This window comes from Haemophilus sp. 27098_8_127, assembly GCF_041433495.1.
Classification (GTDB): Bacteria; Pseudomonadota; Gammaproteobacteria; order Enterobacterales; family Pasteurellaceae; genus Haemophilus_D.
Map to the genome: position 1 here is coordinate 104094 of NZ_JAPWBP010000006.1, position 11990 is coordinate 116083.

10 protein-coding genes are annotated in these 11990 nt (G+C 38.6%); 8 read left to right on the top strand and 2 right to left on the bottom strand.

What is annotated here, in order from left to right:
• Positions 1–109: 109 nt before the first annotated feature.
• Both ppc and purR read right to left on the bottom strand, forming a co-directional pair.
• Positions 110–2749, bottom strand: a complete 2640-nt coding sequence (gene ppc / locus O3746_RS07830; protein ID WP_371448485.1) for a phosphoenolpyruvate carboxylase — start codon at positions 2747–2749, stop codon at positions 110–112.
• 177 nt (positions 2750–2926) lie between these two features.
• Entirely contained in the window at positions 2927–3937 is a 1011-nt protein-coding gene (purR, locus tag O3746_RS07835; RefSeq protein WP_371448487.1) for an HTH-type transcriptional repressor PurR, read from the bottom strand.
• Between the two features lie 394 nt (positions 3938–4331).
• Between purR and O3746_RS07840 the strand changes: the two genes are divergently transcribed.
• The 8 genes from O3746_RS07840 (at position 4332) to O3746_RS07875 (ending at position 11986) form a co-directional block, all read left to right on the top strand.
• A complete protein-coding gene (locus tag O3746_RS07840; RefSeq protein WP_315066313.1) occupies positions 4332–5102 on the top strand; it encodes a glycosyltransferase family 25 protein in 771 nt (256 codons plus the stop codon).
• Positions 5103–5109: 7 nt separating this feature from the next.
• Positions 5110–6309, top strand: a complete 1200-nt coding sequence (locus O3746_RS07845) for a hypothetical protein (RefSeq protein ID WP_315066315.1) — start codon at positions 5110–5112, stop codon at positions 6307–6309.
• Positions 6302–7183, top strand: a complete 882-nt coding sequence (locus tag O3746_RS07850) for a glycosyltransferase family 2 protein (protein ID WP_371448490.1) — start codon at positions 6302–6304, stop codon at positions 7181–7183. The genes O3746_RS07845 and O3746_RS07850 overlap by 8 nt, the downstream gene beginning before the upstream one ends.
• A 5-nt stretch (positions 7184–7188) precedes the next feature.
• Positions 7189–7560, top strand: coding sequence for a hypothetical protein (locus tag O3746_RS07855; RefSeq protein ID WP_315066321.1), 372 nt, complete (start codon positions 7189–7191; stop codon positions 7558–7560).
• Between the two features lie 40 nt (positions 7561–7600).
• Positions 7601–8404 carry a glycosyltransferase gene (locus O3746_RS07860; protein ID WP_371448493.1) on the top strand — a complete coding sequence of 268 codons (804 nt, stop codon included), beginning with the start codon at positions 7601–7603 and terminating at the stop codon, positions 8402–8404.
• A gap of 33 nt (positions 8405–8437) precedes the next feature.
• Positions 8438–9553 (top strand): lytic transglycosylase domain-containing protein, encoded by a 1116-nt coding sequence (locus O3746_RS07865; protein WP_371448495.1) that lies wholly within the window; start codon positions 8438–8440, stop codon positions 9551–9553.
• 79 nt (positions 9554–9632) lie between these two features.
• A complete protein-coding gene (locus O3746_RS07870) occupies positions 9633–10772 on the top strand; it encodes a cytochrome-c peroxidase (RefSeq protein WP_111387827.1) in 1140 nt (379 codons plus the stop codon).
• A gap of 98 nt (positions 10773–10870) precedes the next feature.
• Positions 10871–11986 (top strand): ABC transporter substrate-binding protein, encoded by a 1116-nt coding sequence (locus O3746_RS07875; protein ID WP_049369299.1) that lies wholly within the window; start codon positions 10871–10873, stop codon positions 11984–11986.
• The last annotated feature ends 4 nt before the right edge of the window (positions 11987–11990 follow it).

Sequence of the window (11990 nt, forward strand, 5' to 3'; positions counted from 1 at the left end):
TTTTCCTTTATCAAGTAAATTGTGCGTATGATACCGCAAGAAATAGAAAACAAAAAGTGCGGTCAAATTTATCATTATTTTTGACCGCAGTTATTTTTAGTTGCCGTAACTAGCCCGTATTTCGCATACCTGCGGCAATACCTGTGATGGTAATCATCAGGGCTTGTTCGACATCAGGGCTTGGGTTTTCAGGCGATTCACGGAAACGACGGAGCAATTCCACTTGAAGTAGATTGAGTGGATCCGTATAAACATTACGTAACGCAATAGAATCGGCGATCCACGGCAAGTCCGCCATTAATTCATCTTTGTGAGAAAGCGAAAGCACGGTTTTAATATCCGCATTGAGTTGATTACGCAGATTTTCACCTAAGTACCAAAGCTCTTTTTTCACTAAGTTATGATCATATTGTTCAGAAAGCCAAGTATCGGTTTTACTGAACACCATTTCTAACATACCTACACGAGTCGAGAAGAATGGCCAAGCTTTACACATTTCTTCAATAATATGACCTTTGCCTTCATCTACAATTTTTTGAATTGCCGCACCCGCCCCCAGCCATGCTGGTAGCATTAAGCGGTTTTGCATCCAAGCAAAAATCCATGGAATGGCACGTAAGCTTTCTACGCCACCATTTGGATTACGTTTTGCAGGGCGAGAGCCGAGTGGCAGTTTAGACAGTTCTTGTTCTGGTGTGGCACTACGGAAATAAGGCACGAAGTCTTTATCACCACGAACAACACTACGATAAATATCACATGATGTGCTAGAAAGCTCATCCATCACAGTACGCCATTCTGCTTTAGGTTCTGGCGGTGGAAGTAAGTTTGCTTCTAAAATTGCACTGGCGTAAAGATCAAAGGTTTCAACGGCGACTTCAGGCAAACCAAGTTTAAAGCGGATCATTTCCCCTTGTTCAGTCACACGTAAACCATTTTTGAGTGAGCGCGGAGGTTGGGAAAGTAATGCCGCATGTGCAGGCGCGCCACCACGACCGATTGTACCTCCACGACCATGGAATAAAGTGAGCTCGATACCTAATTCTTCGGTTAAATTGACTAACGCTTCTTGTGCACGATATTGTGCCCATGAAGCTGCCATCATTCCCGCATCTTTAGCTGAATCAGAATAACCAATCATCACCATTTGATGATTATTAATCACCCCACGATACCAACCAATATTAAACAATTGACGCATGACACCTTCAGAGGCATCTAAGTCATCTAAGGTTTCAAAAAGTGGCACAACAGGAATGTGATAAGGCACGCCCGCTTCTTTTAATAATAAATGCACGGCGAGTACATCAGAGGCACTTCTTGCCATTGAAATAATATAGCAAGCAATTACGCCTTGTTTTTGTTGGGCAATGACTTTGCAAGTCTCTAAAATTTCTTGGGTTTCTGCAGACGGCTCCCAATGGGTTGGAATTAATGGACGGCGAGAATTTAATTCACGCACCAAGAAAGATTGTTTTTCTGCTTCGCTCCATTGTGCATAATCTCCAATGCCAAGATAACGTGTAATTTCAGCAATCGCATCTGTATGACGCGTGCTTTCTTGACGGATATCCATTTGTGAAAGGGTAACCCCAAAACAGCGAATACGATGCAAAATATCCAATAAGGATCCATTGGCGATAATCCGCATGCCACACGCCATTAATGATTGATAGCAATCATGGAGCGGTTTCCAAAGTTGATTATCTTCCATAATGATATCCGCTTGGCTTACGCGTGGTGGACGATTAGCCATGCAATCATCAAAGTAATCAAGGGTCGCGATAAGTTTTGCGCGAAGTTCTTTGACCACAAAGCGGTAAGGCTCTAAATGTTCACCATATTTTGCGGTAAATTCTGGTGTGCATTTCACCATGGATAATTCATCGGCAAGGGATTTGATGTCATTTAAGAATAAATCTGCTGCTTTCCAACGAGCAAGATAGAGGACTTGCTGAGTAATTTTTGAAGTAACAAATGGGTTACCATCACGGTCACCGCCCATCCAAGAAGAAATTCTGACAGGGCGTAAGCCCACAGGTAAATCGTAGCCTAAGAATTCACGAGCATGTTCATTTAATTGACGTAAGAATTCTGGCACACCTTGCCATAGGCTATTTTCAATCATGGCATAGCCCCATTTTGCTTCATCGAATGGGGTAGGGCGAACAGTACGGATTTCATTAGTATGCCAAGCTTCAGCAATTAAACGAAGCAACAGACGTTCAATAATGCCGCGTTCTTTCGGTGTTAAGTCATCATGCTCTAATTTGCTTAAGCATTTATTGATCTCAACGTGTTTATGGACTAAAGAACGACGTGTAGTTTCGGTTGGGTGTGCCGTTAATACAAGCTCAATGAGTAAGTTTTCAACAGTTTTATAAACCTCTTCTTTTGAGGCATTTTGTGCTTTTAAACGTTGAAATAAAGCACTTAATGAACGATTAGAAGATTGTAAATCTTTATGTTGGCGAGAGACCGTTTGGTATTGTTCAGCGATATTCGTCAGATTAAGAAAATGGCTGAATGCACGCGCAACGGGAATAATGTTTTCGTTAGAAATGGTGGAAAGGGTATCCAACAATGTTTTACGTGCTTGGCTATCGCCCGCTCGAGATTGTTTGGACAATTGTCGAACATTTTCAATCAAGGTAAGAATGTCTTCGCCTTGTGCATCATTGATGGTTTCTCCAAGAAAACGCCCTAACATATTAATATTATGGCGGAGAGTGCGATACTCATCAGTCATATAAACTCCGATAAAGAAAAAATAAAATAAAACCAAGAGAGATATAACCAAAAATATGTATCGGGATCAAATGCTATACGTCGAAAACTTGTATTAAATCAAAAAAGCTGAAAATAAGTAAAAAAAAGACCGCACTTTTTTAGATAAAATTTAAAGTGCGGTCAAAAAATTTAATGTTTATGCAAGTGTACGAACTGATTTTCGTAGTACCAATTCTGGATGGATCGCAATACGATGTTTTTCGTGATTGTCGTTATCTTTATTCGCAATACGTTCAAATAAGAGATTCACTGCCTGTGCACCTAAGCGCGACTTCGATTGGTGAATCATTGTGAGTGGCGGTGCATAGAAACGTGATGAGTGAATATTGTCATAGCCAATAATCGAAATATCATCAGGCACGCGCAAGCCTTTTTCCGTAATTGCGGAAATTGCACCTAATGCCATCACATCATTACAGCAGAAGACTGCAGTAGGTAGGTTATCTTGTGAAAGGATCTTGTTCATGCACTCGTAACCGTCTTCTGGCTCAAAGAAACCTTCCATAATCCAATTTTCATGAATAGGCAGATTGGCTTCATTCATAGCTTTCACAAAACCTTCATAACGGGTTCTTGCGGTAGTTTTATCCAATTCCCCCGCAATAAGACCAATGGCTTTATGACCACAATCAATTAAATGCTTAGTCGCAATATAACCGCCCGTAAAGCTGTTATCTTCAATGATATCGGTATCAACATTAGGGCCCCAATCCATTACCACCATAGGTACGGAAGAGAAACCTGAAAGCACATCAAGTGAATGTTGCGTATATTCAGAACACATCACCAATAAACCATCTACGCGTTTCTTGGCGAGCATTTCGACGTGATTTTTAATTTTTTCAGGATCATTTTGTGTATTACACAAAAAAAGTGAATAACCTTGACGATAACAATGATCTTCAACGGCATGAATGATTTCAGCAAAATAAGGGGATTCACTGGTGGTTACAATCATCCCAATAGATTTTGTCGTATTGACTTTCAAACTACGCGCAACAGCACTTGGTGAGTATTTCAAGCTTTTAATGGCTTGCATCACTGCCTCTTCGGTTTCCTTTGCTACAAAACGGGTTTTATTAATTACATGGGAAACTGTGGTGGTGGAAACACCAGCCATTTTCGCGACATCTTTAATTGTTGCCATAATTTTGCCTCTAGAGAATTTTTCCCATTATAAAGACTGTCACCAAATAGGTTAAGCAAATTATAAAAAATTTTTGAAAAAACGTACTTTATTGTTAGAATGGGTTATCTTTAACTAAACAAGTGGGAAATTAAAATGGGTGATTTTGGTTACGCGATGCTAACAGTAGTACTTTCTTTAAGTGTTGTAGTTGGTTTAGCAGTTTCAATTTTCTAATTGAAAGAAAAACATATTTAGGATTAACCGCGCTTTAAGCAATTAAAGTGCGGTTATTTTTTTGTTGTTTTTTGTCTCTGAGCTAAAAGCAATGCCAACAGACTATTTCTTTAGTATAATTTGCAACTATTTTCGTTTGTTGCAATCAAAATAACGCAAAAACTAAATTGAGATAATTATGAATAAATATTTGATTTCACTAGATAAAGATGTTCAGCGTCGTGAGCTGTTTTTTGCTCAACCGGATACAGCAGATTTCGTTATATTTTCAGCGATTAATACCATGCAAAAAGAGTGGGATGAATTGGCAGAAGTATTCAATCCAACGAAGTTTGAACAGCATTATGGACGCAACGTCACAAAAGGCGAAATTGGTTGCACATTAAGTCATTTAGCGGTTTATCGTCAGATCGTAGAAGATCAAAATATGATGGAAAATGACTATGCATTGGTCTGTGAGGATGATGCGTTATTCAATTCAAATTTATCGCCAAAAACGATCGCACTTTTAACCGAAAAGTGTGATGCGGATATTGTATTAATCGGGCAGTCAAAAATTGCTGAATTTAATGATGTGGAATTAGAAATTAATTATCCAACCACTTTTTCATTCTTGCGCCAAACTATTGGTGATGTCACCGTGGCTTATCCATATAAAAGCTATTTTGCAGGTACGGTGGCATACTTAATCAAAAAATCAGCGGCACGTGCATTTTTAAAGCAACTCGAACAAGAAAAACCGTTTTGGCTTGCTGATGATTTCTTATTATTTGAAACCCAATTCCAGATTAATAACAATGTGGTTCGTCCGCTTGTAGCGATTGAAAATCCACAATTAGTAAGTAATTTGGAAGCGATTCGTGGTTCAAAATCTAATAACTTAGTGAAGAAATTAATTAAATATCCACTCAAAAAAATCTTAGCAGTGAAAAAGAATTTAGGAAAATAATGTAAAAATGACCGCACTTTTTAACCTTTTTTATCTTTACGATCCTTGGCTGTTTCATGTCGTACGAATGTCATTCGTCGCTGGTTTAGCGGCATTAGCTGTATTGGCTTATCAGTATCTTAAAAAACAGAAACCACAAGGTATCACTGTACCAGTAGATAGTTTAGCCGTTATTATTGGGCTGATTGCATTTAGCGTGATTCCGCTTTTAGTTAACGGTACGCGAGATTTTTCTGTCATCACCATGTATGTGAAAGAGCTGATTTTATTTATCTTCGGCGTAGGACTTTATAATGCCTTCTATGCCAATGTAAATGGTCAACAGAACGTGGTGCGTGATTTACAACTCGGTGTAGTAGTGCAGTTTGCAGTGGGCGTGATTGGCTTACTCGGTGCATCATTTATGATTGATTTCTTGCTTTCGACCAATGCGGTGTTGCCCGCACGTTTTTATGGTTCAGAGCAGGAGTATCGCTTATATAACATCACAGCAACCGCCTTTTTCCAACTGAGTTTATTCTATTTAATGCTGTTGCATTTCTTACTGGCTTACAACGCTAAACATAATACGCTTCCAAGTATTATGGTATTTTTAATGTTATGTATCGGATTAATTTCAGGGCGTACATTCCTTCTGTTATCGGTTGTGAGCATTTTAGTGTATTTCAAATGGCGTTATGTTCCATCACTCATTGCATTTGCTGTTTTGGTATTATTATTGGCCTATTTCTTACCTGAAAATCCTTATGTGGCACATGCTTTAGAACCTGTGATTAATTTATTACATGGTGCAGGATTTGTCAGCTCGTCAACGGATACATTGATGAAAAACCACCTCTTTATGCCTACACTCAAGCAGTTCATTTATGGCGATGGCATGTATATGACAGGTGAGTTAGAAGTCGGCCGTTATTATGGTCATACGGATTCTGGTTTCTTACGTCAGATTCTTTATGGTGGCCTATCCTATGCCTTAGTGTGTTTTGCCGTGACATTCTATTTTGTGCGCAAAGTTGCCTTAAACTGGTTTGATGGCAGCTGGAAATTTACCCTTTCTGCCTTTGTGATTTTAGCGTTCTGTAATATCAAAGCAGATACCTTTGCTTTCCCGGGTATTATGTTTGTCATGCTGATGTTCTTATCACTTTTTGGCACTCACGGTAAACAACTTATTTTATTTAAACAACAGGAGCCGAAAGATGTTTAGTATCATCGTGCCTTCTTATAATCGGAAAGAAGAAATTCCTGCGTTATTGGAAAGTTTAACCAAGCAAACCACCTATAATTTTGATGTGGTGATTGTGGATGATTGCTCGAAAGAACCCGTTGAAGTGACACAATCGTATCCATTTGCAGTTAAAGTTATTCGTAACGAAACCAATCAAGGCGCGGCAGAAAGCCGTAATATCGGGGCAAGAAATGCCGATAATGAATGGTTGTTATTTCTTGATGATGACGATCGTTTTGCAAATGATAAATGTCAGACATTAGCTGATGTGATTGCCGAGCATGTCGATGTTAACTTTGTTTACCATCCAGCTAAATGTGAAATGGTGAATGAAGGCTTTAGCTATGTGACCAACCCGATTGAGCCTCAAGAGATTAGCGTAGAGCGAATTTTACTGGCGAATAAAATCGGTGGTATGCCGATGATTGGGGTGAAAAAAGAGCTGTTTTTAAAAATTGGCGGATTATCGACCGCACTTCGTTCATTGGAAGACTATGATTTCTTGCTGAAACTTGTGCAAGATCCAACGTTTAAAGCGTGCAAAGTAGCAGAACCATTAACTTATTGTACGTTCCATACTAAGCGTTCTAGCGTATCAACGGATACGACTAATACGCAAAAAGCGATTGATTATATCCGTGAAAATTATGTGAAAACGGCAGAGCAAGAAAAGAATTTTGCCATCAACGCACAATATATGTTGGCCTACCCACATATAATGAATTTATCCCGTAAAGCGGCTTTTTACTATTTTGAGATTTTTAAATTAACGAAAAGCATTAAGCAGCTAGTCATTGCCTTTGTGGTTTTAATTTCACCTAAATTGGCAATTAATTTGAAACGGTTTATGTAGTTTGAATGAGAAAGAATATATTAGTTATCTCTATATTGGTGCTTTTCTTTGTCGTAACGTTAATTCACTCTTGTAGCTCTAATGCTCAAAAACAAGATTTTAGAGAAAAGGCAGGGATTCGATTACTTTCAGCAATCTATAAAGAAAAGCTATCATCAAAGATAATAAAAATGGAGACTTTTAAATATTATAAGATAGATATATTACTTTCTGGCGATAAAGAACAATATACTGAATTTGTGAAGAAGAATGGGTATGTAGCTATTAGTAATGGCTATTTTTGTAAAGATAGAAATTTAATAAAAATCTATAATAGCAATGAAGGCGTATGGTTAAAGTACAATTATTCAGATGATCATTGCCTTAATGTTAATTAATTTGTAATAACTATAGAGAGAATCTCTACGAGAGAGAAGTATGAAATTTTCAGTTTTAATGTCCTTATACATTAAGGAAAATCCACAATATTTAAGAGAATGTTTTGAAAGTTTAGTGGCTCAAACCCATCCTGCAGATGAGATTGTGTTGGTGTTTGATGGTGCGGTAACGCCAGAATTGGAAGCCGTGGTTGCTGAATTCGAAACCAAATTACCCTTAAACTTAGTGAAGTTGCCAAAGAACTTAGGCTTAGGTAAAGCGCTCAATGAAGGATTAAAACATTGTTCTCACGATTGGGTCTTCCGTATGGACACCGATGATATTTGTGTGCCTGAGCGTTTTGCGAAGCAAGTGGCGTTTATTGAGAAACACCCGGATACGATTATTTTCGGTGGGCAGATTGCTGAGTTTGGCGAAAATATTCAAGACATCGTGGCATATCGTAATGTGCCGACTGAAGCACAAGATATCGTTAAATTTACGCAAAAACGTTGTCCGTTCAATCACATGACGGTGGCGTATCAAAAAAGTGCGGTCATTAATTGTGGTGGATATGAGGATTTACAGGAAGATTATTACCTGTGGATTAAGCTTGTGGCACAAGGTCAAAAAGTGGCAAATTTGCCGGATGTTTTAGTTTATGCCCGCGTAGGCAATGGTATGGTAGGGCGTCGTCGTGGTTTAAACCAAGCGAAAGCAGAATGGCGTTTATTTAAATTGAAACATCGCTTAGGTATTCAAGGCTTATTTTCTGGCCTATTCACCTTTGCTTTGCGTTCAGGTTCTCGCTTGCTACCAACCTCATTATTAAAAGCGGTTTATAACCAATTTTTACGCAAATAATGCGATATTTTGATAATTAAAAAAGGAAAAGAAATGAATTTAATCTCAACGTTAAAAATGACTGCGTTATCGACCGCACTTTTATTAGTGGGTTGTTCAAGCAATACGACAACAACCACGTCATCCACAAAAAGTATTCCGTCAGTAAGCAGTAGTGCTGTTTATAGCAAACCAAGAACTTTAGATAACTTTAATGATTATGTACAGTTCTTAAAAGGCAAAGCGGCGGCTGAAGGAGTCTCGTTGTCAGTATTGAATGCACAAAATAATATTCAATATATGCAAAAGGCTGTAGATTTGGATCGTGCTCAAGCGGGTAGAAGTCAGCGTAATGCGGATCAACCACAGTTACCGAATCCAAACGGTACAACCAATTATCTGAATAAAGTACTGACCCAAAACAAAGTAGATATTGCCGAAGAGCGTTATTGGGAAGTCCAAGCGCCATTACAACAAGCAAGCCAACGCTATGGTGTTCAACAAGAATATATCCTTGCCTTATGGGGTATGGAAAGTAGCTTTGGCTATTATCAAGGTAGCTATGATGTGCTTTCAGCTTTAGCCACCTTAGCTTTTGATGGCAGACGTGAAGCCTTATTTAGCAAAGAATTTGTGAATGCGATGAAGATGTTAGAACGTGATCATATTCAACGCAACAGAATGTTAGGCTCTTGGGCGGGCGCAATGGGGCAAACCCAATTTATGCCAAGCGCATTCTTAAATTATGCGGCAGATGGTAATAATGATGGCGTGAAGGATATCTGGAATAACCAATTTGATGCGTTTGCTTCAATTGCAAATTATCTTCACACTGTAGGTTGGGATAACAAATTGCCTTGGGGTGTTGAAGTCACATTAAATCAACCATTAGATTTATCGCTTTCAGGCATTGAGAAAAACAAAGCACGTTCATTAAGTGATTGGCAATCTAAAGGTGTTACCCTAGCAAGCTTCAGCCAACAAGAACAAGATAAATTAACCGCACTTTCGCAAGCCGATCTTTGGCTAGTTCGTCCTGATAAAGAAGTTGGGCGAGCATTCTTAGTCTCCAATAACTACCGCACAATTTTAGATTGGAACAAATCAAATTACTTCGGCCTGAGCATCGGTATGTTTGCTGATCGCATTAAGATGGCCACCGGCTTGTAGAAAATTATTTTCCTTTTATAATCCAACAAAGCTTTGTTGGATTATTTTTTATCTATAATTTGAATATTTGGAGAACACGATGCAAAAAAAATGGCTTTCTATTTTATTGTTTGCACCTTTGATGCAGAGTAGCTATGCATTGGCTGATCAAGTTACGAAAAAAGAATTGGATTATAAAGCACTCGGTGAAGTGTTGTTTTTTGATAAATCGATTTCTTTTAATAAAACACAAAGCTGTTCAACTTGTCACAACCCGGATACAGCCTTTGTGGATCAACGTAAGAACTCTGCAAATCAAATGGTTTCAGAAGGGGATAATCCTCATCTTCATGGTAATCGCAATGCTAATACTGCGCTTTATGCGATGTTCTCACCGGATTTTCATTTTGATAAAAAAATTCAAGATTATGTAGGCGGACAGTTCTGGGATGGTCGTGCGAAAGATTTAGCCGAGCAAGCAGGTGGACCACCAGTAAATCCAGTAGAAATGGGCATGCCAGATAAGAAAGCCATTGTTGAGAGATTAAAAGCAGATCCGACCTATTACAAACCAATTACGGATCTTTATGGCGAAGGCATTTGGGCGGATACCGACAAGATTTATGCCATCATGGAAAAAGCCATTGGCGAGTTCGAAAAACAGGAATTATTTGCGCCATTCTCTTCAAAATATGATCGTGCTTTAAAAGGTGAAGCAGAATTGACCGCACTTGAGGCAGAAGGTAAGGCATTATTTTTCGATAAAACACGCACAAATTGTAGTAACTGCCATCAATCAAGTGAAGCGAATTCAGCAAAAGAAACCTTTACGAATTACCGCTATTTCAACATCGGTGTGCCAAGTAACCAAGAATTAATTAAGCACAACAAATTAGCTGCCGATTTTGTGGATAATGGGCTATTGGATAATCCGATGGTGAAAGGCGATAAAAAGCAAAAAGGCAAATTTAAAGTGCCAACTTTGCGTAACATCAGTGTCACTGCACCTTATATGCATAACGGCGTTTTCCGTGATTTAAAAACTGTTTTGTTATTTAAAGACAGTTTTAATAATCCTAATCGTAAAATCAATCCTGAAACAGGAAAAGCGTGGGAGAAAGCCGAATATGCTCAAACCATCAATCCTGATGTTTTAAAAGCAAAACCGTTTACAGATGAAGAGATTAACGCATTAGAAGCATTCTTAAAAACATTAACTGACGAAGCTTACGAAGAATAATTAATCGCCTGAGTTGAATTTAGCAATCGTTTTCGGTATTATTCGCATCGATAATTATTATCATTTACTTTCTTAATTTTACTCAGGAGATTTTTCTTATGAAAAAACGTTTTTCAACTTTAGCGATTGCTACTATTCTTGGTTTAAGTGCAGGTTTTGCCAATGCTGACCCCGTGAAAGTAAAAGATATACTTGATCGTGAAGTCACTGTTGATTTACCGGCAAAACGCGTGGTACTTGGTTTCTATTATCAAGATTATATGGCAGTTGGTGGTGACAAAGCGTTAGATAACGTTGTCGGTTTTTCTAAGAAAGTATGGTCTTCTTGGGCACCAGCAAGCTGGGAGTTATTCAGCAAAGCGGTGCCAAAATTGAATCAATTAGATGATGTGGGTGAAGTGGAAGAAGGCACATTCTCTGTGGAAAAAGTGCTTTCATTAAAACCTGATCTTTTAGTCTTAGCTGATTGGCAGTACGAAATGTTAGGTTCTGATTTAGATGCCATTAATGAAGCGGGCATTCCAATTGTGGTATTAGATTACAATGCTCAAACCTTAGATAAGCACATTAAATCTACTGAAATTATTGGCGAATTAACAGGTCAGAAAGATCGCGCAGCAAAAATTGCGAAAGAATACAAAGACATTGTTGAACATATCCAGACTACGGTTAAAAATGCAAAATTAGCAAAACAACCAAAAGTGTATGTAGAGTTTGGTCGTGGTGGCCCAGCTGAACAAGGTATGACTTTCTTCTCTAGCATGTGGGGCTCTATGATTAGCCTTGTTGGTGCAGAAAACGTGGCGCCTGCAGAAATTGGCAAATGGGGTACGTTGGCTGCAGAGAAGGTGTTAGCCGCGAAACCGGATGCAATTATTATTACAGGCCGTGAAACTGAATTGAAGAAAAATCAAGACGGTATGGTAATGGGCTTTGGTATTGAAAAAGCAGAAGCAGAACGTCGTTTAAACGCATTCAAACATCGTGCGGGTTGGGCTGAATTACCGGCAGTGAAAAACAACCGTGTTTACGCAGCCTATCATGCGAACTCTCGTACGTTATCTGACAGTGCTTCAGTTCAGTTTGTGGCTAAAGCTGCTTATCCTGATCTATTTAAAGATTTAGATCCGCAACAAACTTACTTAAACTTCTATAAAAACTACTTACCGGTTACCCCGGAAGGTACGATTTATCTTTTCCCTGAAACTAAATAAGGGA

What these genes read in the sequence shown, in the direction of transcription:
- O3746_RS07865 (WP_371448495.1), top strand. Translation starts at nt 8,438, where the DNA reads ATGAATTTAATCTCAACGTTAAAAATGACTGCGTTATCGACCGCACTT.
- O3746_RS07850 (WP_371448490.1), top strand. Translation starts at nt 6,302, where the DNA reads ATGTTTAGTATCATCGTGCCTTCTTATAATCGGAAAGAAGAAATTCCT.
- O3746_RS07870 (WP_111387827.1), top strand. Translation starts at nt 9,633, where the DNA reads ATGCAAAAAAAATGGCTTTCTATTTTATTGTTTGCACCTTTGATGCAG.
- purR (WP_371448487.1), bottom strand. Translation starts at nt 3,937, where the DNA reads ATGGCAACAATTAAAGATGTCGCGAAAATGGCTGGTGTTTCCACCACC.
- O3746_RS07840 (WP_315066313.1), top strand. Translation starts at nt 4,332, where the DNA reads ATGAATAAATATTTGATTTCACTAGATAAAGATGTTCAGCGTCGTGAG.
- ppc (WP_371448485.1), bottom strand. Translation starts at nt 2,749, where the DNA reads ATGACTGATGAGTATCGCACTCTCCGCCATAATATTAATATGTTAGGG.
- O3746_RS07855 (WP_315066321.1), top strand. Translation starts at nt 7,189, where the DNA reads ATGAGAAAGAATATATTAGTTATCTCTATATTGGTGCTTTTCTTTGTC.
- O3746_RS07875 (WP_049369299.1), top strand. Translation starts at nt 10,871, where the DNA reads ATGAAAAAACGTTTTTCAACTTTAGCGATTGCTACTATTCTTGGTTTA.
- O3746_RS07860 (WP_371448493.1), top strand. Translation starts at nt 7,601, where the DNA reads ATGAAATTTTCAGTTTTAATGTCCTTATACATTAAGGAAAATCCACAA.
- O3746_RS07845 (WP_315066315.1), top strand. Translation starts at nt 5,110, where the DNA reads ATGACCGCACTTTTTAACCTTTTTTATCTTTACGATCCTTGGCTGTTT.